Source organism: Corynebacterium sp. H130 (assembly GCF_037572395.1).
Taxonomy (GTDB): Bacteria; Actinomycetota; Actinomycetes; order Mycobacteriales; family Mycobacteriaceae; genus Corynebacterium.
The window spans coordinates 123,331-145,889 of record NZ_JBBHLA010000005.1; the positions used below are offsets into that span (position 1 = coordinate 123,331).

The 22,559-nt window shown below is 59.3% G+C and carries 25 protein-coding genes; 22 read left to right on the forward strand and 3 right to left on the reverse strand.

Annotated features, from left to right (window positions below):
• Positions 1 to 8 precede the first annotated feature (8 nt).
• From WG939_RS10385 to WG939_RS10450, 14 genes are all read left to right on the forward strand, one after another.
• Positions 9 to 659 carry an L-threonylcarbamoyladenylate synthase gene (locus WG939_RS10385; RefSeq protein ID WP_339985473.1) on the forward strand — a complete coding sequence of 217 codons (651 nt, stop codon included), beginning with the start codon at positions 9 to 11 and terminating at the stop codon, positions 657 to 659.
• A 2-nt stretch (positions 660 to 661) separates the two neighbouring features.
• Positions 662 to 1,798, forward strand: a complete 1,137-nt coding sequence (locus tag WG939_RS10390) for an MraY family glycosyltransferase (RefSeq protein ID WP_339985475.1) — start codon at positions 662 to 664, stop codon at positions 1,796 to 1,798.
• 71 nt (positions 1,799 to 1,869) lie between these two features.
• Entirely contained in the window at positions 1,870 to 2,220 is a 351-nt protein-coding gene (locus tag WG939_RS10395) for a hypothetical protein (RefSeq protein WP_339985773.1), read from the forward strand.
• 364 nt (positions 2,221 to 2,584) lie between these two features.
• On the forward strand, positions 2,585 to 3,397 hold the full coding sequence (atpB, locus tag WG939_RS10400; protein WP_339985477.1) for a F0F1 ATP synthase subunit A: 813 nt from the start codon (positions 2,585 to 2,587) through the stop codon (positions 3,395 to 3,397).
• 96 nt (positions 3,398 to 3,493) lie between these two features.
• On the forward strand, positions 3,494 to 3,736 hold the full coding sequence (locus tag WG939_RS10405) for an ATP synthase F0 subunit C (protein ID WP_339985479.1): 243 nt from the start codon (positions 3,494 to 3,496) through the stop codon (positions 3,734 to 3,736).
• A gap of 39 nt (positions 3,737 to 3,775) precedes the next feature.
• Complete coding sequence (locus tag WG939_RS10410) at positions 3,776 to 4,345, forward strand: F0F1 ATP synthase subunit B (protein ID WP_339985481.1); 570 nt, start codon at positions 3,776 to 3,778, stop codon at positions 4,343 to 4,345.
• A 5-nt stretch (positions 4,346 to 4,350) separates the two neighbouring features.
• The gene (locus WG939_RS10415; protein ID WP_339985483.1) at positions 4,351 to 5,169 is read left to right on the forward strand and encodes a F0F1 ATP synthase subunit delta; all 819 of its coding nucleotides are present in this window, start codon (positions 4,351 to 4,353) and stop codon (positions 5,167 to 5,169) included.
• A gap of 56 nt (positions 5,170 to 5,225) precedes the next feature.
• Complete coding sequence (gene atpA, locus WG939_RS10420; RefSeq protein ID WP_339985485.1) at positions 5,226 to 6,866, forward strand: F0F1 ATP synthase subunit alpha; 1,641 nt, start codon at positions 5,226 to 5,228, stop codon at positions 6,864 to 6,866.
• Between the two features lie 57 nt (positions 6,867 to 6,923).
• Positions 6,924 to 7,901 (forward strand): F0F1 ATP synthase subunit gamma, encoded by a 978-nt coding sequence (locus WG939_RS10425; RefSeq protein WP_339985487.1) that lies wholly within the window; start codon positions 6,924 to 6,926, stop codon positions 7,899 to 7,901.
• A gap of 3 nt (positions 7,902 to 7,904) precedes the next feature.
• Positions 7,905 to 9,353, forward strand: coding sequence for a F0F1 ATP synthase subunit beta (atpD, locus tag WG939_RS10430; protein ID WP_339985489.1), 1,449 nt, complete (start codon positions 7,905 to 7,907; stop codon positions 9,351 to 9,353).
• 14 nt (positions 9,354 to 9,367) lie between these two features.
• On the forward strand, positions 9,368 to 9,742 hold the full coding sequence (locus tag WG939_RS10435) for a F0F1 ATP synthase subunit epsilon (RefSeq protein WP_339985491.1): 375 nt from the start codon (positions 9,368 to 9,370) through the stop codon (positions 9,740 to 9,742).
• Between the two features lie 121 nt (positions 9,743 to 9,863).
• Positions 9,864 to 10,319, forward strand: a complete 456-nt coding sequence (locus WG939_RS10440; protein ID WP_339985493.1) for a DUF2550 domain-containing protein — start codon at positions 9,864 to 9,866, stop codon at positions 10,317 to 10,319.
• A gap of 1 nt (position 10,320) precedes the next feature.
• On the forward strand, positions 10,321 to 11,010 hold the full coding sequence (gene nucS / locus WG939_RS10445) for an endonuclease NucS (protein WP_339985495.1): 690 nt from the start codon (positions 10,321 to 10,323) through the stop codon (positions 11,008 to 11,010).
• On the forward strand, positions 11,010 to 11,282 hold the full coding sequence (locus WG939_RS10450; RefSeq protein WP_339985497.1) for a hypothetical protein: 273 nt from the start codon (positions 11,010 to 11,012) through the stop codon (positions 11,280 to 11,282). Before nucS ends, WG939_RS10450 begins: the two co-directional genes overlap by 1 nt.
• Here the strand turns inward: WG939_RS10450 and mce are convergent.
• Entirely contained in the window at positions 11,279 to 11,731 is a 453-nt protein-coding gene (gene mce, locus WG939_RS10455) for a methylmalonyl-CoA epimerase (RefSeq protein WP_339985499.1), read from the reverse strand. The genes WG939_RS10450 and mce overlap by 4 nt on opposite strands.
• A gap of 42 nt (positions 11,732 to 11,773) precedes the next feature.
• On the opposite strand from mce, the gene WG939_RS10460 reads away from it, so the two are divergent.
• Together WG939_RS10460 and WG939_RS10465 are read left to right on the forward strand one after the other, a co-directional pair.
• A complete protein-coding gene (locus tag WG939_RS10460; protein WP_339985501.1) occupies positions 11,774 to 12,073 on the forward strand; it encodes an MTH1187 family thiamine-binding protein in 300 nt (99 codons plus the stop codon).
• Entirely contained in the window at positions 12,066 to 12,887 is an 822-nt protein-coding gene (locus tag WG939_RS10465; protein WP_339985503.1) for a tetratricopeptide repeat protein, read from the forward strand. The genes WG939_RS10460 and WG939_RS10465 overlap by 8 nt, the downstream gene beginning before the upstream one ends.
• On the opposite strand, the gene glgB is transcribed toward WG939_RS10465, so the two are convergent.
• Positions 12,884 to 15,001 carry a 1,4-alpha-glucan branching protein GlgB gene (glgB, locus tag WG939_RS10470; RefSeq protein ID WP_339985505.1) on the reverse strand — a complete coding sequence of 706 codons (2,118 nt, stop codon included), beginning with the start codon at positions 14,999 to 15,001 and terminating at the stop codon, positions 12,884 to 12,886. The genes WG939_RS10465 and glgB overlap by 4 nt on opposite strands.
• Before the next feature lies 1 nt (position 15,002).
• Positions 15,003 to 17,006 (reverse strand): alpha-1,4-glucan--maltose-1-phosphate maltosyltransferase, encoded by a 2,004-nt coding sequence (locus WG939_RS10475; protein ID WP_339985775.1) that lies wholly within the window; start codon positions 17,004 to 17,006, stop codon positions 15,003 to 15,005.
• Between the two features lie 49 nt (positions 17,007 to 17,055).
• On the opposite strand from WG939_RS10475, the gene WG939_RS10480 reads away from it, so the two are divergent.
• Genes WG939_RS10480 through WG939_RS10505 form a run of 6 tightly spaced genes read left to right on the forward strand, consistent with a single transcriptional unit; the run spans position 17,056 to position 22,558 of the window.
• The gene (locus WG939_RS10480; RefSeq protein ID WP_339985507.1) at positions 17,056 to 17,925 is read left to right on the forward strand and encodes an ABC transporter ATP-binding protein; all 870 of its coding nucleotides are present in this window, start codon (positions 17,056 to 17,058) and stop codon (positions 17,923 to 17,925) included.
• Positions 17,926 to 17,935: 10 nt separating this feature from the next.
• The gene (locus tag WG939_RS10485; RefSeq protein ID WP_339985509.1) at positions 17,936 to 18,697 is read left to right on the forward strand and encodes an NUDIX hydrolase; all 762 of its coding nucleotides are present in this window, start codon (positions 17,936 to 17,938) and stop codon (positions 18,695 to 18,697) included.
• Complete coding sequence (locus WG939_RS10490; RefSeq protein WP_445227906.1) at positions 18,691 to 19,824, forward strand: THUMP-like domain-containing protein; 1,134 nt, start codon at positions 18,691 to 18,693, stop codon at positions 19,822 to 19,824. The genes WG939_RS10485 and WG939_RS10490 overlap by 7 nt, the downstream gene beginning before the upstream one ends.
• A complete protein-coding gene (locus WG939_RS10495) occupies positions 19,824 to 20,603 on the forward strand; it encodes an electron transfer flavoprotein subunit beta/FixA family protein (RefSeq protein ID WP_339985778.1) in 780 nt (259 codons plus the stop codon). Before WG939_RS10490 ends, WG939_RS10495 begins: the two co-directional genes overlap by 1 nt.
• 12 nt (positions 20,604 to 20,615) lie before the next feature.
• Entirely contained in the window at positions 20,616 to 21,482 is an 867-nt protein-coding gene (locus WG939_RS10500; RefSeq protein WP_339985511.1) for an electron transfer flavoprotein subunit alpha/FixB family protein, read from the forward strand.
• Positions 21,479 to 22,558: a cysteine desulfurase family protein gene (locus tag WG939_RS10505; RefSeq protein WP_339985513.1), complete on the forward strand. Its 1,080-nt coding sequence runs from the start codon at positions 21,479 to 21,481 to the stop codon at positions 22,556 to 22,558. The genes WG939_RS10500 and WG939_RS10505 overlap by 4 nt, the downstream gene beginning before the upstream one ends.
• Position 22,559 lies beyond the last annotated feature (1 nt).

The window sequence follows — 22,559 nt, forward strand, 5'->3', positions numbered from 1 at the left end:
ATAACACAGTGAGCCGTATCTACGACTGCCAAGACCCAGACACCCGCGCTCTAGGTTTGCGAGCTGCGACCGATGCCGTGCGCTCCGGTCGACTCGTCGTAATCCCTACGGACACGCTGTACGGACTCGGCTGCGACGCCTTTGACAACCAGGCTGTGGCTAACCTGCTGCAGACCAAGCACCGTGGCCCTGACATGCCAGTGCCGGTTCTCGTTGGTTCTTGGGACACCATTCAGGGGCTCGTGCACTCCTACACGGATCAAGCTCGCACTCTTGTCGAGGCTTTCTGGCCAGGCGGTCTGTCCATCGTCGTGCCACAGGCACCATCCCTTACTTGGAACCTCGGCGACACCCGTGGCACAGTCATGCTTCGTATGCCGCTGCACCCGGTAGCTATCGAGTTGCTGCGCGAAACTGGCCCAATGGCCGTTTCCTCCGCCAACATCTCCGGTAACACGCCTCCGACCACCGCGGTTGCTGCAAAGCAGCAGCTGGGCAACGCAGTGAACGTTTACCTTGACGGGGGAGAGTGCCCAGTGGGTAAGCCTTCTTCCATCGTGGATTTGTCGGGCGCAACCCCGAAGCTGCTGCGTGAGGGCGCAATTTCCGCGGAGGAAATCGGCAAGGTGCTAGGAGTGGATCCAGAAAGCCTGCGCTAATCATGGGAACAGGGGCTGTGGGCGTGCCACTGAGGGAAATCGCCCTCGTCATTGTGGTTGCCGCCGCCGTCACGTTCTTGACCACCGGCATAATTCGCCATTTGATGGTCAAGTACGGCAAGCTTTCGGACATCCGCGAACGCGACGTCCACACCGTGCCGAAGCCGCGACTCGGTGGTGTGGCGATGTTCTCCGGATTCCTTTCGGCGGTCTACCTTGCCGGGCAATTACCGGCCCTCACTCGTGGTTTCCGACCGGTCACCCCAGAGATGGACGCGGTGGTGTGGGCAGGTTTCGTCATCGTCCTCGTGGGCGTACTAGACGATCTCTTTGAACTCGACGCCGTCACCAAGCTCTTTGGGCAACTCGCAGGTGCCGTGGTGATGAGCGTGCTGGGCCTGTCGTGGACGTTGCTTTATATGCCTCTCGACGGTGGAACAGTCGTCGTCCTCGACCAGATCCAGTCCACAGTCTTGACAACGCTGTTCACCGTCATGCTGATCAACGCCATCAACTTTGTGGACGGCCTTGATGGACTCGCTGCGGGACTTGGAATGATTGCCGCTCTGGCAATCCTCGCGTTCTCACTCACGGTGCTTTATGACCAAGGTGGCACAGTCTCCGCCTACCCGCCAGCGATCATCGCCGCCGCGCTCGTGGGAATCTGCTTCGGTTTCCTGCCACACAACTTCGAGCCTGCTCGCATCTTCATGGGCGACTCTGGATCGATGCTCATCGGACTCATGCTTGCGGCTGCCGCCACCTCGGCATCCGGAAAGATCAACATGAGTCTTTATGGTGCGGCTGACATTGTTGCAGTGATGTCGCCGATCATCGTCGTGGTGGCAGCAGTGTTCGTTCCAACGCTTGACCTGGTACTTGCTATCGTCCGACGCGTTTCCAAGGGACAATCGCCGTTCGCAGCAGACAAGATGCACCTGCATCATCGCTTGCTTGCGCTTGGACACTCGCATCGCCACGTAGTTTTGGTGCTCTACGCATGGGTGACAGTGGTTGCGTTCGGTGCCGTCGGGTTTACGGTCTTTCCCGCAAAAATTGCGTTGATCGGCATCGTTGTCGGAATCATCCTTGCTATCGGGTGGACTCTCATTCCACTCATGCGCAAACGAGTGAGGTAGGGTAGCTGCTTGTGAAAAGTGAGTATGACGACCACAGGCGGCCGCTGCTGCGCGCCCTCAAGTACGGCTGGATGAGCCTCATCGTGGCCACAATTATCTCCCTCGCGGTGTGGGGTGGAATGCGAGACCTCCCCGGCATTTGGGGGGTGGTGCTTGGGGCGTCGATAGGCGGTGGCTTCATGTTGCTGACCGCGCTCAGCGTGCTCGCGACGTCAAACACGAGCGCTTCTACGACGGGCGCAGTAGTCCTTGGCGGATGGCTGCTCAAGATCATCATCCTGCTCATCGTGCTGTTCCTCATTAAGGACGCCCAGTTTTACGATCGCCTCGCTTTCGTAGTGACGGTGGCAGTCGCGTTGATCGTGGTGCTCGGCAGCGAAGTTTGGGGTGTTGTCACCAGTAAGGTGACCTACGTTCAGTAGTGAACAATTTTTGTACCCCCGAATATGTTCCCCGGTTCGGGCTGTGATCCTCCTTACAGGCGCTGAAAGTCCCGGTCAGTGCCTATTTTCAAAATCGACTAAAAAATGGAATTCGCTACCCCCCACCTAACTTGGGTAAAAGTCCAATAGTCCTGCTAGTGTGCTTTACGGGCAACCTCCATCAGGATCCGCATGTCTAAAATGTGCGGGGAAGCGACTGGTGGGGTTTCTCCGCAGGTTCACTTTGATGATGTGCGACGGAGTCCAAAGTGAATCGGGATAGATTTTTAGACCTCCATCGCACCGCTTTTGCGAAAAAGCGGCCCGAACACGGGAGAGAACGCTGAGCGTTACAACTTTGTCCATGAAGGGTGAGTTTCACGCACCTAATCTGGACCATGAACTTTTCCCGGGGCATGTAACTAGTGATGGCGATGTAGTGGGCCTGTGGCTCACTGGTTTCGCTGGCAACTGGTTCGTACTTGATCGTCTGATGCTGATTCGTCTTCTGATGACTCTCATCCTCGCGGTCTTTTTCGTTATCGCAATGCGCAGCCCGAAGCTCATCCCTTCCGGCGTGCAGAACTTCGCAGAACTCTGCCTTGACTTCGTGCGTATTCACATCGCCGAGGACATCCTTGGAAAGAAGGAGGGTCGTCGGTTCCTTCCGGTTATCGCGACCATCTTCTTCCTGGTCCTCTTCATGAACGCGCCGACCGTCATTCCTGGTTTGAACATCTCGCCAAACGTACGTATTGGTATGCCACTCGTACTGGCGCTGTTCGGCTACGTTGTCTTCATTTACGCCGGCGCTAAGCGCTACGGCTTCTTCAAGTACTTGAAGTCCTCCGTGGTTATTCCAAACCTGCCACCACTTCTCCACGTCTTGGTGGTTCCACTTGAGTTCTTCTCGACGTTCATCATGCGACCAGCCACGCTGACCTTGCGTCTCATGGCTAACATGCTGGCTGGCCACGTCATTCTGGTTCTGCTGTTCTCTGCCACGAACTTCTTCTTCTGGCAGTTCAACGGTTGGACCGCAATGTCCGCTGTGACCATCCTGGCCGCGATTGCGTTCACGCTGTTCGAGATTCTGGTCGTCTTCCTGCAGGCATACATCTTCTCCCTGCTGGTCGCCGTCTACATCGAGCTGTCGCTGCACGCAGACGAACACTAACCCCGCGGGGCTCGCACGAGCTCCACATCTTCTGAAAATCTCCAATACCACCGCTTCCAAGAAAAGCTCGGAAGCACCCAGAAAGGGAACGACACAATGAACGAAGTCATCCTCGCTGCAGACGCTGCTGGCATGTCCGGTAACATCGCAACCATCGGCTACGGCATCGCAACCATCGGCCCAGGCCTCGGCATCGGCATCCTCGTTGGTAAGGCTCTCGAGGGCATGGCACGTCAGCCAGAGATGGCCGGCCAGCTCCGTACCACCATGTTCCTGGGCATCGCTTTCGTTGAAGCTCTCGCCCTGATCGGCCTCGTTGCCGGCTTCATCCTTGTTTAATAGCAACAGACTTCGATAGCTAGAGAAAGCACAAGGATTATGACGAACGTCATCACTTACCTCGCGGCCGAGGGAGGTGGACTGCCTCTCGAAAAGGGCAACTCCGCACTCCTGCCGGCGCCATACGACATCGTCTGGTCCCTCATTCCGCTCTTCGTCGTCCTGTTCATCTTCGGCAAGTTTGTTCTTCCGAAGTTCCAGGAGGTCCTGGCTGAGCGTGAGGACCGGATCAAGGGGGGCATCCAGCGCGCAGAGGCTGCACAGGCTGAGGCCAAGGCTGCCCTTGAAAAGTACAATGCACAGCTTGCAGAGGCACGTGCCGAAGCTGCCCAGATTCGCGAAGAAGCTCGCGAAAAGGGCAAGCAGATCATCGCTGAGATGCAGGCTGAAGCAGTTGAAAACAGCAACCGAATCATCGCCGCAGGCGAGAAGCAGCTGGAAGCACAGCGCCAGCAGGTTGTTGCAGAACTGCGTCAGGAGATGGGCCAGAACTCCATCAATCTTGCTGAGCGCCTCATCGGCGAGCAGCTGTCCGACAACGTTAAGCGTTCCGGCACGATTGACAAGTTCCTGTCCGAGCTCGACACTGTGGCTCCGGCCGGAAAGTAGGCGACATGCACGCAGCTAGCCGCGAAGCACTGACGAACACCGCTCAGACCCTGGATCAGTGGATTCAGAACTCTGACAACGGTATCGCAGTGGCATCCCAAACTGGTGCTGAACTCTTCAGCATCGTTGAGGTTCTTGACGGCGACCGTGGCTTGCGTGTCGCTGTGGCAGACGCTTCTGCCACCGCCGAGCAGCGTTCTGGACTTATGCGCACCGTCTTTGCTGGCAAGGTTTCCCAGATGACTCTGGATCTCGCCATCGAAGCTGCACAGCGCATTTGGTCTACTCCCCGCGAGTTCCGTTCCGGACTCGTCGAGCTGGGCCGTCGTGCCCTGCTTCGCTCTGCAGAACAGCAGGGCCAGTTGACCCAGGTTGAAGATGAGCTGTTCCAGCTCGGTCGCATCCTCAAGGATGAGCCTCAACTTGCTCAGCTGCTGGGAGACCGCAACACGAAGGCTGACCGCAAGCGCGAGCTCTTGGCCACTGTGCTCTACGGCAAGGTAACTGCCGTTACTGAGGCACTGGCTAAGCAGGCAGTCGGACGCCCAGAGGCAAACCCAATTGACGACATGGCGACTCTCGCCGGCGTAGCTGCAGAGCTACGTGGCAAGGAAGTTGCAGTTGTTACTTCGGCTGAGCCACTGAACGCAGTCCAGGCTGATCAACTGGCAGCCAAATTGGGCCGAATTTACGGTCGTGAGATGAGCATCCACACTGAGGTTGATCCCAGCCTCCTCGGTGGACTGATCATCCGCGTTGGCGACGAAGTCATCGACGGCAGCACCTCGGGCAAGCTCGAGAAGCTGCGTACGAGCCTCGTCTAGACACGACTTATAGAAGACAAAAATTGCTGGAAGAAACAACCGAGAGCAGGAAGAACATGGCGGAGCTGACGATCTCCTCCGATGAGATCCGTAGCGCGATTGCGAACTACACCTCGAGCTACTCCCCGGAGGCCTCCCGTGAGGAGGTCGGCGTGGTCATTTCGGCAGCTGACGGTATTGCCCAGGTTTCTGGTCTGCCGTCTGTTATGGCGAATGAGCTGCTCGAGTTCCCTAACGGCGTCATTGGCGTCGCACAGAACCTCGACACCGACCGTATCGGCGTCGTGATCTTGGGTAACTACGAGACTCTTACCGAGGGCGACGAAGTAAAGCGGACCGGCGAGGTCCTTTCCATTCCGGTCGGAGATGCATTCCTCGGCCGCGTTATCAACCCACTGGGTCAGCCTATCGACGGCCTTGGCGCCATCGAGAAGGAAGAAGACCGCGTACTGGAACTGCAGGCACCATCCGTGCTGCAGCGCCAGCCGGTCGAAGAGCCACTGGCAACCGGTATCAAGGCAATCGACGCAATGACCCCAATCGGTCGCGGTCAGCGTCAGCTGATCATTGGTGACCGTAAGACTGGTAAGACTGCAGTCTGCATCGATACCATCCTGAACCAGAAGGCAAACTGGGAGTCCGGCGACGTAAACAAGCAGGTTCGCTGCATCTACGTTGCTATTGGCCAGAAGGGCTCGACCATTGCCGCAGTCCGCAAGACCCTCGAAGAGCACGGCGCTCTGGAGTACACCACCATCGTGGCTGCTCCAGCATCTGACTCCGCCGGCTTCAAGTGGCTTGCACCATTCGCAGGTGCAGCACTGGGTCAGCACTGGATGTACCAGGGCAAGCACGTTCTGGTCATCTACGATGATCTGACCAAGCAGGCTGAAGCCTACCGCGCAATCTCCCTGCTGCTGCGTCGTCCACCAGGACGTGAAGCATACCCAGGTGACGTGTTCTACCTGCACTCCCGTCTGTTGGAGCGTGCTGCAAAGCTTTCCGACGACATGGGCAAGGGCTCCATGACGGCACTGCCGATCATCGAGACCAAGGCAAACGACGTGTCTGCCTTCATTCCTACCAACGTGATTTCCATTACCGACGGCCAGGTCTTCCTCGAGTCTGACCTGTTCAACCAGGGTGTTCGCCCTGCTATCAACGTCGGTGTGTCGGTTTCTCGTGTTGGTGGTGCCGCTCAGACCAAGGGCATGAAGAAGGTCGCAGGTTCCCTGCGTCTGGATCTGGCTGCTTACCGCGACCTCGAGGCATTCGCAGCGTTCGCTTCTGACCTGGATGCTGCATCCAAGGCTCAGCTGCAGCGTGGCCAGCGCCTGGTCGAGCTGCTCAAGCAGTCTGAGAACTCTCCTCAGCCAGTTGAGTACCAAATCGTTTCCATCTTCCTGGCTGGCGAAGGCCACTTCGATAACGTTCCCGTCGAAGATGTCCGTCGCTTTGAGGTAGAGCTCCAGGACTACCTGAAGCAGCACGCTGCAGGTGTCTACGAGCAGATCGCCGGCGGTGCTGCACTGTCCGACGAGTCCAAGCAGGCTCTGATCTCCGGTACCGAAGACTTCAAGCGAATCTTCGTCACCACCGGTGGTGCTCCTGTCATTGGCGAGCCTGAAGAGGCACCACTTGCTGAGAGCGAACTTGGCAAGGAACAGCTGTCCGTCTCCCGCAAGGTGAACAAGTAATTCGAGTTAATCGAAGAACAAGACACCATTAAGCAATAGAAGGGAGGCGTACAGAACATGGCTAATCTTCGCGAGCTTCGCGACCGCATCAAGTCGGTCAAGTCAACGAAGAAGATCACCAAGGCCCAGGAGCTGATTGCAACTTCTCGCATCACCAAGGCTCAGGCTCGAGTCGAGGCGTCCAAGCCTTATGCAGATGAAATCCGTCGCGTGATGGAACACCTGCTGGCGGCGTCCAGCCTCGATCACCCGATGCTGCGTGAACGTGAGAACGGCAAGCGTGCTGCGATCTTGGTGGTATCCAGTGACCGCGGCATGGCCGGTGGTTACAACTACAACGTCTTCAAGAAGACCCGTGAACTGCGCGCTCTGCTTGAAGAAAAGGGTTACGAGACCGTAACCTACGTAACCGGCAACAAGGGTGTTGGTTACTACAAGTTCCGTGGTGTTGAGGTTGCAGGTTCTTGGACCGGCTTCTCTCAGGATCCGGGCTACAAGGATACGCACGACGTGCGTCGCCACCTGATCGATGGCTTCATCGCAGGATCCGCCGGTACTGCAAAGTACCGCGAGGGTCTGAATGTCGCTGAAGGCCAGGGAATCCAGGGCTTCGACCAGGTACACGTGGTGTACACCAAGTTTGAGTCCATGCTGACTCAGACAGCCGTGGCACACCAGCTGCTGCCGATCGAACCTGTCATCGAGCACGAAGAATACAAGTTCGATGAGGGCATCCTGGTTAACCCAGGCGAAGTCCATCCGGATGTCGAATTCGAGCCAGACGCAGACACCCTGCTGGCAGAGCTTCTGCCAAAGTACGTGTCTCGCAGCCTGTTCGCGATGATGCTGGAGGCAGCTGCTTCCGAGTCTGCTTCGCGTCGTAATGCAATGAAGTCCGCGACCGACAACGCAACCGCGCTGGTCAACGACCTCTCGCGCATTGCAAACCAGGCACGTCAGGCCCAAATTACCCAGGAAATCACAGAGATCGTCGGTGGCGCAGGCGCGCTCGCCGAAAGCGGAGAAAGTGACTAGATTATGACTACAGCTCTTGCAGAGCAGAACGCACAGCCAGGCGCATACGCCTCTGGCCGTGTCGTGCGTGTCATCGGTCCGGTCGTCGACGTGGAGTTCCCGCGCGGCGAGCTGCCGGCCCTGTTCAACGCACTGACTGTTGAGGTCACCCTCGAAGCAGTCGCAAAGACCATTACCCTCGAGGTTGCTCAGCACCTCGGCGACAACCTGGTTCGTGCCGTCTCCATGGCACCTACCGACGGTCTCGTCCGTGGCGTTGAGGTTAAGAACACCGGCAAGCCAATTTCGGTTCCTGTCGGTGACGTCGTTAAGGGCCACGTTTTCAACGCCCTCGGCGACTGCCTCGATGACCCTCAGGCTGTTGAAGGTGCAGAGCGTTGGGGCATTCACCGCGACCCACCCCCATTCGACCAGCTCGAAGGTAAGACCGAGATCCTCGAAACCGGCATTAAGGTCATCGACCTGCTGACCCCTTACGTTAAGGGCGGCAAGATCGGCCTGTTCGGTGGTGCAGGTGTGGGTAAGACCGTTCTGATTCAGGAAATGATTACCCGTATTGCACGTGAGTTCTCCGGTACCTCCGTGTTCGCAGGTGTTGGTGAGCGTACCCGTGAGGGCACCGACCTCTTCCTCGAAATGGAAGAGATGGGCGTTCTCCAGGACACCGCACTCGTGTTCGGCCAGATGGACGAGCCTCCAGGAGTCCGTATGCGCGTGGCTCTGTCCGGTCTGACCATGGCGGAGTACTTCCGCGATGTTCAGCACCAGGACGTGCTGCTGTTCATCGACAACATCTTCCGTTTCACCCAGGCAGGTTCTGAGGTTTCCACGCTGCTCGGCCGTATGCCTTCCGCAGTGGGTTACCAGCCAACCCTGGCTGACGAGATGGGTGTTCTCCAGGAGCGCATTACCTCCACCAAGGGCAAGTCCATTACGTCTCTGCAGGCCGTTTACGTTCCTGCCGACGACTACACCGACCCAGCCCCAGCAACCACCTTCGCCCACCTGGACGCAACCACCGAACTTGACCGTGGTATCGCTTCCAAGGGTATTTACCCAGCAGTGAACCCACTGACCTCTACCTCTCGTATCCTCGAGCCAGGTATCGTCGGTGAGCGTCACTACGAGGTTGCTCAGCGCGTTATCCGCATCCTGCAGAAGAACAAGGAACTCCAGGACATCATCGCCATCCTCGGTATGGACGAACTGTCTGAAGAGGACAAGATCACCGTGGCCCGCGCACGTCGTATCGAGCGCTTCCTCGGCCAGAACTTCTTCGTCGCTGAGAAGTTCACCGGTATCCCAGGCTCCTACGTTCCACTCGAGCACACCATCGACGCTTTCGAGCGCATCTGCAACGGTGAGTTCGACTCCTACCCAGAGCAGGCATTCAACGGCCTCGGCGGTCTGGACGACGTCGAAGCTGCCTACAAGAAGCTCTCTGAGAAGTAAAGGGGCGTTAAGCAATGGCTGATATCACCGTTGAACTGGTCTCTGTTGAGCGCAAGCTGTGGTCTGGAAAGGCCACGATTGTCACCGCGCAGACGATCGAGGGTGAAATCGGCGTGCTGCCTGGTCACGAACCAATGCTCGGCCAGCTGGTCGACAATGGCGTAGTGACCATCCGTCCAGTGGACGGCGGCAAGCTTACCGCTGCCGTCCAGGGTGGTTTCCTTTCCGTCGGCATCGACAAGGTAACCATCTTGGCTGACTACGCAATCTGGGCTGATGAAGTGAACACTTCCGAAGCTGAGGCTGCTTTGTCTGCTGCCGAGACCGAGTCTTCCAAGGCACGCGCCGAAGCAGAACTGCGCGCCGTACGACGCGCACAGGAGAGCTAAAACTCCTGGTTTACAGCTAAAGGATCCACCTCACGGTGGGTCCTTTTCTGTGTTCCATGCGGTTTTGGCCCTATTGGTGTCGTGTGCTCTACAATGCTTAGAAAAGGGGAAGGATAAGGCAATGCAACAAATTCTTGGCTGGCTCTTCATCGGCCTGTTCATTGCTGTCTGCCTACTTGCCCTGTGGCGTTTCCTCGCATACCGCGCCAATGGCACCCAGGCACTGATTCGTCGAATGCCAGCCTCTAATTCTCGAGGTTGGCGGCACGGTGTCATTCGCTACCGGGGCGACATTATTGACTTCTTCAAGCTCCGCTCAGTGTCACCATCACCAGATGTCACCTTCGTGCGTCATGGATTTGTGCTGAAGGGCCGTCGCGAGCAGACGGCTTTTGAGCAAAGGTTCATGGAGCCGGGGTACCGGATCTTGAGCGTCGAGACGCCCCGAGGTGAATTTGAGTGGGCACTTGATCGCCACGCCGAAATGGCCTTGCTAGCCTGGGTAGAATCCGCACCGACGCAGCCACTGCAGCGGATGGATGTGAAGACCGCGCAAAAGTACTTTAAGGACAAATAAATTGCGTCTTGTGATCGCCCGATGTGTTGTTGACTACGTGGGCCGTTTGGAGTCTCACCTGCCCGAGGCCAAGCGCCTGCTGCTCGTGAAGGCGGACGGTTCTGTTAGCGTGCATGCCGACGACCGTGCCTACAAACCCCTGAACTGGATGACTCCGCCGTGCACGCTCACTGAGCAGCCTGTGCTTTTCGATGAAGAAGACACCGGCGAGCAACTCTGGATCGTGGAGAACAAGAAGGGCGAGCAGCTGCGCATCTCCATCAAGGAGATCTACGCTGACGTCGAGCACGACCTCGGCGTCGATCCTGGCCTCGAGAAGGACGGTGTTGAGGCGCACCTTCAGGAGCTGCTGGCCGAGCACATCAGCACGCTTGGCGACGGCTATTCGCTGATCCGCCGTGAGTACCCGACCGCCATTGGGCCGGTAGACATTCTGTGCCGTGACGCCCAGGGCGCCACGGTGGCCGTGGAAATCAAGCGCAGGGGCGGTATCGATGGCGTCGAGCAGCTGACCCGCTACCTGGAGCTGCTCAACCGCGATGAGCTTCTGAAACCGGTTCAGGGTGTGTTCGCTGCCCAAGAAATTAAGCCGCAGGCCCGTACCCTTGCGGAGGATCGTGGCATCCGCTGCGTCGTCTTGGATTACCAGGAACTGCGTGGCATTGAACCGAACGAGCTTCGACTGTTCTAATGCCTAGGCGCAACAACCACCAACGCCCCGAATTGCGGCAACTGCCGAAAGACGGGGCTGCTTATTTTGGCACCCGCAGCGTCACGGATCGGTTTGGTGTCGAATTCCTGGTACGCCAAATGGGCGCTAGCAGGGCAACCAAGTTCTACATTTGCCCGGGGTGCAATCAAAATATCCCGCCCGGGATCGCCCACATCGTGGCATGGGAACCCGGACGGGAAGATGACCGCAGGCATTGGCACAAGGCCTGCTGGCAGAGGTTTATTTCTTAGGCAGGCTCGGTGATCTCGAGGAGAACGCCGCCGGCATCCTTTGGATGAACGAAGTTGATGCGTGCGCCACCGGTGCCGATCTTTGGTGCGTCGTAGAGCAGGCGAACGCCCTGGGCACGCAAGTGCTCGGAGAGCGCGTCCATGTTGTTGGTGCGCAGGCACATCTGCTGCAGGCCTGGGCCCTTCTTGTCGATGAACTTAGCGATGGTGGACTCCTCGTTCAGCGGAGCCAGCAGCTGGATCATGCCGTCGCGCTCGGTTTTGTCCTTAGGGCCGATCATGGCTTCGCGGACGCCCTGCTCCTCGTTGACCTCTTCGTGGTGGTTAACCCAGCCGAAGGCGGAGCGGTAGAACTCGACAGCAGCGTCGAAGTCTGGAACAGCGATGCCGACGTGGTCGAGGCAGGTGACGTACTCGTGTGGAATTTCAATAGATGCAATATCAGACATGCACCCAAGTTTAGTCTCGGGCAGGTAGCTATGCTGGGGAACATGATTATTGCCTTCTCCGTTGCCCCCGCGGTGACGAATGAAAACGCCGACATGGCAGATGCGGTGGCGGAGGCCGTCCGGGTCGTCCGAGAATCGGGCCTGCCGAATGAGACGAATGCGATGTTCACGCTGATCGAAGGGGAGTGGGATGAGGTGATGGACGTCGTGAAGCGTGCCACCGACGCCGTGCTCGCCGTCAGCCCGCGCGCGTCGCTGGTGCTCAAGGCAGACATTCGCCCTGGTCACGAGGGGCAGCTAACGAGGAAGGTACAGGCAGTGGAGGAGCGGCTCAATGGCTAATTTTGTGGATTTGGCAGAGGTAAAGGCACGTGCGGAGGCGCGCGCAGCGGCGAACGAGGACGTACCGACCACCATCACGCTGACCCAAAAGAATTTCGAGGGCACGCTCGGCCTGTCGATGAAGGCACCGGTCATCGTGCTGATCGGCACCGCGCGCAGCCAGGACTCCGAAGAGCTGCGTCACAATCTCTCCACGCTCGCCTCGCAGGCTGGCCGCAACTGGCTGTTCGCCTACGTCGACGCTGATACCACCCCGCAAATTGCGCAGGCTTTCGGCATCACGGGCCTGCCCACCGTCATCGCGCTTGCCGACGGCCGTCCCCTCGCGAATTTCGAAGGTGGCCAACCACTAGAGGCATTGCAGCAATGGACTGTCGCCGTGGTGCAAGCCGCCAAGCTCCCAGGGCTGGGGGAGCAGGAGGAAGACCCACGCCTGATTGAAGCTGCCGCGCTGCTGGATGCGGGATCTTTTGACGAGGCCATCAAGGCCTACGAAGCGATCCTGGCGAAGGAACCGGCGAACAAGGATGCGCGCAAGGCACTGGACAACGCAAAGCTCGTCATTCGCTTGGCAACCGCCGAAGGCGACCCAATTTCAGCTGCCGACGCAGACCCAAGCAACGTAGACAAGCAGCTTGCCGCCGCGGACGCTCAGATTGCGATCGGGCAGGTCGAGGAAGCATTTGACCGCCTCATCGGGCTACTCCCGGATGAGACGGCCAAGAAGCGACTGCTCGAGCTGTTCTCCGTGTTCGAGGCTGGTGATCCGCGCGTGAAGGCCGCGCGGACCAAGATGGCTATGAAGCTGTTCTAGCCGTCCCAGCGGTACCACTGCGCGGACATTGCAGGGATGTGCAGTGTCACGCAGTGTGGGTAGCCATCCCACTGGCCGTCGTGAGCCCAGACGGAGAATGGCAAATCGTTGCCGGCGCCCTCGTAGACGGCGTCATCGGTGTTGATGATGCGGGTCCAGGTGCCACCGTGTGGCACACCCAGGGTGTAGTGCGGCTGGGAGTTGCCACCCAGGTTGAATACGCACAGGTAGGTTTCGCCACTGGAGCCGTAGCGCAGGAATGAGAGGATGTTGTTCGCTGCGTCGTCGGACTTGTTCCAACCGAAGCCTTCTGGCTTGTTGTCCTGGGTGTACAGGGCAGGGGACTGCTGGTAGACCAGGTTGAGGTCGCGGACCAGGCGGTGGATACCGCGGTGGTACTCGGACTCCCAGCCCTCAAGGTTGTGCCAGTCGAGGGAGTGCGCTTCGGTCCATTCCTGAGTCTGTGCGAATTCCTGGCCCTGGAACAGCAGCTGCTTGCCTGGGTGTGCCCACATGTAGGCGAAGAGGGTACGAACGCCGGCGGCCTTGTTCCAGGCGTCGCCAGGCATGCGAGTCCACAGGGTGCCCTTGCCGTGGACAACTTCGTCGTGGGAGATCGGCAGGCAGAAGTTCTCGCTGTACTGGTAGATCATGGAGAAGGTGATCTCGCCGTGGTGGAAGCCACGGTAGATCGGGTCCTTGGAGAAGAACTCCAGGGTGTCGTTCATCCAGCCCATGTTCCACTTCAGGGAGAAGCCCAGGCCGCCCTCAGAGGTTGGGGAGGTCACGCCTGGCCAGGAGGTGGATTCCTCGGCGATGGTGAGCACGCCTGGGTGCAGCTTGTGCACGGTAGCGTTCATTTCCTGCAGGAACTGCACTGCTTCGAGGTTCTCGCGGCCACCGTATTGGTTCGGTGCCCACTCGCCCTCGTTGCGGGAGTAGTCGAGGTAGAGCATGGATGCCACGGCATCGACGCGGAGGCCGTCAAAGTGGAACTCTTCCAGCCAGTACAGTGCGTTAGCCACGAGGAAGTTGCGAACCTCCGCACGGCCGAAGTCGAAGACGAAGGTGCCCCAGTCTCGCTGCTCGCCGCGTCGCCAGTCCGGGTGCTCGTAAAGCGCACGGCCGTCGAAGCGGGCGAGAGCCCAGTCGTCCTTAGGGAAGTGGGCCGGAACCCAGTCGACGAGCACGCCGATTCCGCGGGCGTGGAATGCGTCGATAAGGCCCTTGAGCTGGTCCGGCGTACCCCAGCGCGAGGTTGGCGCGTAGTAACCGGAAACCTGGTAGCCCCAGGAGCCGCCGAACGGGTGCTCGGAGACCGGCATGAACTCGACGTGGGTGAAGCCCTGCTCTGCGACGTAGTCGACGAGCTCGGTGGCCATGTCTTCGTAGGACAGGCCCTGCTTCCAGGAACCAAGGTGCACCTCGTAGACGCTCATTGGCTTTTCGGCCACGTCGGTGCGGGAGGCGAGCCACTCGTCGTCGTTCCACTTGTAGTTGGAGGAGGTGACGATGGAACCGGTAGCTGGTGGAATCTCCGCGCGACGAGCGAGCGGGTCAGCCTTGTCGCGGCGGTGGCCTTCAGGGGTCTGGACGGCGTACTTGTACACCGTGCCCTCGTCGACGCCCGGGATGAACAGCTCCCAAATGCCGGAGGAGCCGAGCACGCGCATTGGGTGCTGGGCGGCGTTCCAACCGTTGAAATCACCGACAACCGCGACGCCAATGGCGTTCGGTGCCCACACTGCGAAGGACGTACCCTTCACACCATCAATCTCGCGGACGTGAGAGCCAAGGGCTTCCCACAGACGCTCGTGGCGACCTTCACTGATCAGGTAAATGTCGGTCTCACCGAGGGTTGGCAGGAAGGTGTACGCGTCGCGCGTGGTCACAGTCATGCCTGGCCAGGTGATCTGCAGCTCGTAGGCGCCCTCTGGAACTTCACCCTCGAACATGTCGTTGCCGATCGGCTTTAACTCGTAGGACTCCCCACCAACGAGAGCAGCAACCTTGACGGCGCCGATCTGACGGGTCAGGACCTTGCCATCGTGACGACCGTACAGCGAGTGCGGGTCGTGATGCTGGCAATTCAGCAGACGAGAAAGGTCAGTCATATCAGCTCCTGTATTCGGTAACTTCGCGCCAAGCGAGTGCTTCGCGACGCTCTTCAGGGATTTCTGGGAGAACGAAGATGTGCGCGACGTCGTCCCACGGACGAAGCTCGACGTAGTTCTCTGCTCCCCATTCGTACACGTTTCCGGTGACCTGGTCACGGACCTGGAAAGTGCCGGTCATGCCCAGCTTGGACAGATCGAGGCGTACTGTGCCTGCCTGGGCGTTGTAAGAATCAAGGTTGACCACTACAAGTACGCAGTTGCCGGTGAGGGCATCGACCTTGGAGTAGGCGATGATCTGGTCATTGTCCACGTCATGGAAATGAATGGAACGCAGCTGCTGCAGTGCAGGCTGCTCCCGGCGAATCTTGTTCAGCTGGGTGATGAACGGTGCCAGCGTGGTGGAGGAGTTGTAGTTGCGCGGGCGCAGCTCGTACTTCTCGGAGTCTAAGTATTCCTCGGAGCCAGGCTTGACGGCCTCGTGCTCGAAGAGTTCGAAACCGGAGTAAACGCCCCATAGTGGCGACATCGTCGCAGCAAGGACTGCGCGAATTGCGAACATCGCAGGTCCGCCGTGCTGCAGGGAAGCATGCAGGATGTCTGGGGTGTTAACGAAGAGGTTCGGGCGAGAAATATCCGCCATCTCGGCGATTTCCTTGCCGAACTCCGTCAGCTCCTTCTTGGAGGTCTGCCAGGTGAAGTAGGTGTAGGACTGGGAGAAACCGATCTTGGCCAGGCCATACAGGCGTGGACGGCGGGTGAAGGCCTCTGCCAGGAAGATGACCTCTGGGTGATCCTCATGAACGGTGGCGATCAGCCATTCCCAGAAGTTCGCAGGCTTGGTGTGTGGGTTGTCTACGCGGAACGTCGTCACGCCGCGCTTTACCCAGAACAGGACAACACGCAGAATTTCTTTGTAGATGCCGTTCTGATCGTTGTCGAAGTTCAGCGGGTAGATGTCCTGGTACTTCTTAGGTGGGTTCTCCGCGTAGGCGATGGTGCCGTCGGGAAGAACGGTGAACCACTCTGGGTGCGCTGAAGCCCATGGGTGATCCGGGGCGCACTGCAGGGCCAGGTCGAGTGCAATTTCAATGTCTAGTTCGCGAGCGCGAGCCATGAGGGCATCGAAATCCTCCAGGGTGCCAAGCGCAGGGTGGACGGCATCGTGGCCGCCGTCCTTCGAACCGATAGCCCATGGGGATCCGACGTCGGTGGCCGAAGGGGTCAGCGTGTTGTTGCGGCCCTTGCGGTTGATCTCACCGATTGGGTGGATCGGCGGGAAGTAGACGGTGTCAAAGCCCATGGCCTTCACGCGGTCCAGCTCAGCTGCCGCGGTGGCGAAGGTGCCGTGAACAGGCTTGCCTTCTGCATCCCAGCCACCGGTGGAGCGTGGGAAGAACTCATACCAGGAGCTCACCAGCGCCTTGCGGCGTTCCACAGTGATGTTGCTGGTTTGGCCACGGGTGAGCAGATCGCGGAGCGGGTGGGTCTGCAGGATGCCAGTAATTTCGCGAGTGAACGCCGGTGCAACGCGAGCACGCAGATCACCGGTGGAACGAAGAGACTCTGAAACTGCGATCAAGGTATCGCGGTGCACCTTTGGCGCGCCGGATGCGGCACGTTCAAACAGCTGAGCGCCGATTTCCAGGTCATTGGCCAGCTCCTCAGGGGACTGGCCCGCTTCGATCTTGGCAGTGACAGCATGCTTCCACGTAGCGATTGGGTCGGACCAGACGTCGACACGCACGGACCACTTGCCCGGCACGTCCGGCACGAAAATGCCATGCACCTGGTCCGGGTCCTCACCGCGGGACATGATGGTACGCAGGGTTTTCGCTGCGACTGCCGACTCCTCAGGGCCCTTCACATTGAGAGTTGCGGAGATTACGTCGTGGCCTTCCCGCCATGCCAGCGCGAACACTGGCACTACCTCGCCGACAACCGCTTTCGAGGCTCCGCCGATCAGGTTCGGGCGTACGTCATCGATGCCGAGTCGTCCGGTCATCATTCATCCTTTCGCGCGCGTGCATTACTTAATCCAGAGTAGGTGAGTGGTGTCGATCGCACACGGCAACCGCATTGTGATCCATGATGGTGGGGTGAGCGAATACAACCCAGACCTAATCATCGACTTCGAGGACGTCACCTTCGTGCGTGAAGGGCGCACGCTGCTGGGACCGGTGTCCTGGCAGGTAGAACTTGATGAAAGGTGGGTGATCATTGGTCCGAACGGCGCGGGCAAAACCACACTCATGCGCCTGGCAGGTGCCGAGGAATACCCGTCCGGGGGTACCGCCCACATCATGGGGGAACGCGTCGGAAAGACGGACATGCGCGATCTGCGCACGATGATCGGCGTTTCTTCCGCAGCGCTCGGCATGCGCATCCCGAAAGAGGAAACCGTAGAGGACCTGGTCGTCTCCGCTGCCTACGCCATCCTCGGTCGCTGGCGTGAGGAATACGACCAGATGGACTTTGACCAAGCCATGGACATCCTCGAGCGCGTCGGCGCGTTGCACCTGGTCAAACGCAAGTGGGGCACGCTGTCCGAAGGTGAACGCAAGCGCGTCCTCATCGCCCGCGCCCTGATGACCAACCCGGAGATGTTGCTTCTCGACGAACCCGGCGCCGGCCTCGACCTCGGCGGCCGTGAAGATTTGGTGGGCTACCTGGGTGAGCTCGCTCTCGATGCTGACGCCCCTGCGATCGTCATGATTACCCACCACGTGGAGGAAATTCCGTTCGGCTTCACCCATGCGATGCTGCTCGACGAAGGCGAAATCATCGCGCAAGGCCTGATCGATGACGTTCTCACGAGCGAAAACCTCACCAAGACCTTCCACCAGCAGATTCAGCTCGATCGCATCGACGGCCGTTACTTCGCGCGCCGGATTCGCAGCCAAGGCAGCCACCGAAAAGGCTAAACTTGCGCTCATGGAAGGAATCCGAGGGGCAAAACTTGCCGCCACAGTGCTGCTCGTCCGCGATTCTCCACTAGGCCTTGAGGTCTATGTCCAGGAGCGCGTGGCCGAGATGCCAACGTTCCCAAACACCACCGTGTTCCCTGGAGGTGGTCTGGACGAGCGCGATCTGGGGCACGGCGACGGCGTGGACGCCGCCCGCTGGGCGCAGCTACTTGGCGTCGACCCAGAGCTGGCTCACGGCCTGGTCATGACGGCCGTCCGCGAAGTCTTTGAAGAATCCGGAATTCTGCTGGCCCGGCACCGCACTGGACAGCTCGTCTCGGATTCGGCCCCCTACCTGCCAGCGCGTGAGCGTCTAGAAAGCCACGAACTCGCATTCACTGACTTCCTTCGCGATAACGAACTTACTGTGGCAACTGACCTGCTATACCCCTTCGCCCGTTGGGTCGGGCCAGGCCCGGACACCCCACAATTCGATACCTTTTCCTTCGTAGTGCAGGCACCGGTAGGGCAGATGCCGACGGGAGACACGCGGGAGGCCAAGTCCACCGGCTGGTTCCAGCCCTCGCTCATTCTGACCGGCTGGCGCACTGGACTGCTCCGACTGGTCATTCCGACATGGTCCCAGCTCACCGCACTCGCAGAGTTCCGCACGGTGGCCGAACTACTTGACACCCTCATTGACGTGGACATGACTCCCATCATCGGCGACCCCACAGATCCATGGTTCGATGAATTCTTCCAACACGGAGACATTCCGGAGCGATTTTGATCAACCTTGACGAGGCCCGATACCTCACCACCCACGACATTTCCGCCTGCCCGGAAACCGACCCAATCAAGCGGGCCACGTTGCTCAAGGAACAGCACAGCGAGTATGGTCGCGCCGTCGCCGAGCTTTTCGACGCCCGATCCAAAGGCAAGCTTCCCGAGCACTGGTTCATGGACAGCGATAGTTCCCAACAAGCCACCCCGCTGGCGGTCGCGGACATCAGGTTTCAGCGCATCAAGCGGGTGCTCGGCGATGTCACAGTTCATGACGTCACCTGTTCTATTGGTACGGAAGGCGCTTCCTGTCTAGCCCAGGGGCTGGACTATGTGGGTTCTGATCTGTCGCTCCCGCGGCTCGTGATGGCACGAGCCAACGTCAAGGCCCCCTTCTTCCAGGCGGACGCCCTCACCCCGTGCACTACTGCAGACGTAATCGTCGCAGACCCCGCGCGAAGGGCCGGAGGCCGAAGAATCACCAACCCAGAACAACTGCTGCCACCACTCTCGGCGCTGCTGGGTTCCTACAGTCAAAACCTTGCAGTCAAATGCGCCCCGGGTCTTGATTTCACTGAATGGGAAGGGCTCGTATCCGTCGTCAGTGTGGACGGAGGCGTGAAGGAGGCGTGCCTCTACACCCCAGGACTTGCAGAAGGGCAACGGCGCGAGGCAGTGGTGATTCGAGGCGGAGCCGTCGATAAGCTCAGCGACTCGATGCCCACGGCGGACGAATTGGCGGGGCCTGCAGGGCGCTACATCATTGATCCTGATGGAGCAGTGGTGCGCGCCGGGCTCGTGCGGCAGTTTGCGGTGCGGGAGGGGCTGTGGATGCTCGACGAGCGGATCGCGTACGTCACCGGGGATCGGATTCCGCACGGGTATAGCGGTTTCGAGGTGTTGGAGCAGGTGCCACTGAAGAAACTCAAAGCAGCGCTCGCGCCACATAATCCCGGCTCGTTGGAGATTTTGGTGCGCGGTGTGGACGTGGATCCTGACGTGTTGCGTAAGAAACTCCGGCCGCGGGGCCAAAGGCAGATGGCTGTTATTGTGACCCGAATCGGTACCCAGGGGGTGGCATTCATCTGCAATGCGCGGCAGGTAGGATCAAACAAAAGTGAAGTGGAGGAATGATGCCCGCAATCGTGGTACTGGTCAAGAATGTGCCAGACACTTGGTCGGTGAAGACCCTAAATTCGGATTTCACGCTGCACCGTGACGGCGTGGATGAAGTGATCGATGAGATCAACGAGTACGCAGTCGAACAGGCGCTGCGGATCAAGGAAGCTAACCCGGAATTTGAGGTTGTCGCGCTGTCCGCTGGTCCGTCGCGCGCGCAGGAAGCGCTGCGTAAAGCCCTCGCCATGGGGGCCGACCGCGCCGTGTTGCTTTCCGACGACGCCCTCGCAGGTTCCGACGTGCTGGGCACCGCGTGGGCACTGACCAACGCCATCAACGCTGTGGGCGACGTACAGCTGATCATCGCTGGTAACGCTTCTTCCGATGGTTCCATGGGCGCTCTGCCAGGCATCATCGCTGAATACCGCCAGATCCCATCCATGACCAACCTGACCTCCGTCTCGGTTGCTGGTGGCGTGGTCTCCGGTGTAAAGGAAGCACCAGAAGGCTCCTACCAGCTGCAGGCTGCACTGCCTGCGCTGATCTCGGTCACTGAGAAGACTGATAAGCCTCGATTCCCGAACTTCAAGGGCATCATGGCTGCTAAGAAGGCCGAAATCACGATGCTCGACCTGGCCGCGATCGGTGTTGCCCCAGAAAACGTTGGCCTCGCGCACGCGTCCACCGCAGTCACTGCGGCTTCCGAGCGTCCTGCCCGCAACGGTGGCGAGATGGTCTACACCGATGGCGCTGAACGCATTTACCAGTTCCTCACCGACGAGAAGTTCATTTAGGAGTTCACAGCCATGACTTATGTTCTTGCTTCCGGTGACCACACCCTGGAACTGATCGCCGCAGCCTCCGCACTCGGCGACGTCACGGTCGTTTCCTTCGACGACGCCACCTACCCAGCGCCGGTCATTCGCTGCTCCGGCGAGGGGCGCGTGGTCATGCCTGCAGTTGACGCACTGTCTATGCTGGCTGCGCAGAACCCGCAGCCGATCGTGCTGCTCGCGGACACCCTAGGCAACGAAATCGCAGGTCGACTCGCAGCTCGCCTCGCCTCTGGAGTACTCACGAACGTCGTGGGAATCAACGCTGACCGCACCGCCGAGCTGTCCATTTTCGGCGACACCATTTCCGGCACCGCAGCTGTGGGTGGCAACAGCCCGATTTACACCCTGCGCCCAGGCTCCGTCGATCCAGTGCCTGCCGGTTCCAACACTGTCACCACCATGGAGCTTCCTGGGGCCGGAGTGATGGACGCGCAGGTGCTTGGATTCACCCCAGCCGTCGCCGGTGCCCGCCCTGAGCTCACCACCGCCAAGGTCGTCGTCTCTGGCGGTCGTGGCGTGAATGGCAACTTCGCTGAGCTCGTCGAGCCGCTTGCCGACGCCCTCGGCGGCGCAGTCGGTGCGACCCGTGACGCAGTGGATGACGGCGCATACCCAGGCCAGTACCAGGTCGGTCAGACGGGCGTGACCGTCTCCCCAGACCTGTACATCGCGATCGGTATTTCTGGCGCAATCCAGCACACCTCCGGCATGCAGACCTCCAAGAAGATCATTGCGATCAACAACGACGAGGATGCGCCGATTTTCAAGATTGCTGACCTTGGCGTCGTCGGTGATGCTGCAGAGATCGTTCCGGAATTGCTCGCCAAGCTGCGATGAACTACTTCGATCACGCCGCCACCTCGCCAATGCGCCCCGCAGCGCGTGAGGCGTGGTTGGCGGCATCGACGTTTAACCCTGGTGGCCAATACGCACTGGGCCGGGCAGCGCGAGCTGCGGTGTCCGAGGCTCGGGAGACCATCGCTGAGTTGCTGGGCTGTGAACCAATCGAAGTAATCTTCACAGCAAGCGGCACGGAAGCCGATAACATCGCAGTGCAGGGACTTTTTCGAGCTTCGCCCCTAGACCGCGTGGTTGCCAGCCCCATTGAGCATCCAGCCGTTGCAGAAACCGTAAAGAATCTCGGTGCGTCGGTTGCGTACTTTGAGGTTGCTGCCACTGGACACGTGCAGGTCGGGCCGGAATTGGATGAGCCTGCTGCGCTCGTGACCTGCATGTTGGCCAACAATGAGACCGGCGCGATCCAGCCGCTTTCTGAGATAGTCGCTGCCACGGACGCGCCGGTGCATGTCGACGCTGTGCAGGCCGTCGGCCACATTCCGGTGAATTTCTCTGAGCTCGGAGTTACCACTCTGGCGGCATCTGCCCACAAGTTCGGCGGACCTCGCAACGGAATCTTGTTGGCCAAGCGATCACCTGCTCCCGCACCAATTCTGTTCGGCGGTGGACAGGAGCGCGGGATCCGATCGGGCACCATCGACGTCGCGGGCGCCGTTGCGACGGCTGTGTCTCTGAAAGAAGCCGTGTCCGAAATGGAGTCCGAGGCGCAACGTCTTGCACAATTGCGGGATGAACTGCGAGAATGCGCCGTCTCGTTGGGGGGAATTGTGCACACCCAGGAGCCTGCGTTGCCTGGCCATCTGCACGTCAGTTTTCCAGGCGCAGTGGGAGATAGCCTCATCATGCTGCTCGATATGCATGGCATTGCTGCCTCAACCGGGTCCGCATGTTCCAACGGCGTCAACCGAGCCTCTGAGACTCTTCTTGCAATGGGGGTGACCGAGGCACAAAGCGCGCTACGTTTCACCTTGGGTTACACTACTAATTTGCAAGAAGTGAAATATCTTATAAATGTTCTGCCGGAAGTTGTGGAACAAGCGCGCAAATCTAGATAGG

Bases quoted from the DNA above. Each gene is read 5' to 3' on its own strand.
- WG939_RS10390 (WP_339985475.1), top strand. From the start codon at position 662: ATGGGAACAGGGGCTGTGGGCGTGCCACTGAGGGAAATCGCCCTCGTC.
- WG939_RS10395 (WP_339985773.1), top strand. From the start codon at position 1,870: ATGAGCCTCATCGTGGCCACAATTATCTCCCTCGCGGTGTGGGGTGGA.
- atpB (WP_339985477.1), top strand. From the start codon at position 2,585: ATGAAGGGTGAGTTTCACGCACCTAATCTGGACCATGAACTTTTCCCG.
- WG939_RS10405 (WP_339985479.1), top strand. From the start codon at position 3,494: ATGAACGAAGTCATCCTCGCTGCAGACGCTGCTGGCATGTCCGGTAAC.
- WG939_RS10410 (WP_339985481.1), top strand. From the start codon at position 3,776: ATGACGAACGTCATCACTTACCTCGCGGCCGAGGGAGGTGGACTGCCT.
- WG939_RS10415 (WP_339985483.1), top strand. From the start codon at position 4,351: ATGCACGCAGCTAGCCGCGAAGCACTGACGAACACCGCTCAGACCCTG.
- atpA (WP_339985485.1), top strand. From the start codon at position 5,226: ATGGCGGAGCTGACGATCTCCTCCGATGAGATCCGTAGCGCGATTGCG.
- WG939_RS10425 (WP_339985487.1), top strand. From the start codon at position 6,924: ATGGCTAATCTTCGCGAGCTTCGCGACCGCATCAAGTCGGTCAAGTCA.
- atpD (WP_339985489.1), top strand. From the start codon at position 7,905: ATGACTACAGCTCTTGCAGAGCAGAACGCACAGCCAGGCGCATACGCC.
- WG939_RS10435 (WP_339985491.1), top strand. From the start codon at position 9,368: ATGGCTGATATCACCGTTGAACTGGTCTCTGTTGAGCGCAAGCTGTGG.
- WG939_RS10440 (WP_339985493.1), top strand. From the start codon at position 9,864: ATGCAACAAATTCTTGGCTGGCTCTTCATCGGCCTGTTCATTGCTGTC.
- WG939_RS10450 (WP_339985497.1), top strand. From the start codon at position 11,010: ATGCCTAGGCGCAACAACCACCAACGCCCCGAATTGCGGCAACTGCCG.
- mce (WP_339985499.1), bottom strand. From the start codon at position 11,731: ATGTCTGATATTGCATCTATTGAAATTCCACACGAGTACGTCACCTGC.
- WG939_RS10460 (WP_339985501.1), top strand. From the start codon at position 11,774: ATGATTATTGCCTTCTCCGTTGCCCCCGCGGTGACGAATGAAAACGCC.
- WG939_RS10465 (WP_339985503.1), top strand. From the start codon at position 12,066: ATGGCTAATTTTGTGGATTTGGCAGAGGTAAAGGCACGTGCGGAGGCG.
- glgB (WP_339985505.1), bottom strand. From the start codon at position 15,001: ATGACTGACCTTTCTCGTCTGCTGAATTGCCAGCATCACGACCCGCAC.
- WG939_RS10475 (WP_339985775.1), bottom strand. From the start codon at position 17,006: ATGACCGGACGACTCGGCATCGATGACGTACGCCCGAACCTGATCGGC.
- WG939_RS10485 (WP_339985509.1), top strand. From the start codon at position 17,936: ATGGAAGGAATCCGAGGGGCAAAACTTGCCGCCACAGTGCTGCTCGTC.
- WG939_RS10495 (WP_339985778.1), top strand. From the start codon at position 19,824: ATGCCCGCAATCGTGGTACTGGTCAAGAATGTGCCAGACACTTGGTCG.
- WG939_RS10500 (WP_339985511.1), top strand. From the start codon at position 20,616: ATGACTTATGTTCTTGCTTCCGGTGACCACACCCTGGAACTGATCGCC.
- WG939_RS10505 (WP_339985513.1), top strand. From the start codon at position 21,479: ATGAACTACTTCGATCACGCCGCCACCTCGCCAATGCGCCCCGCAGCG.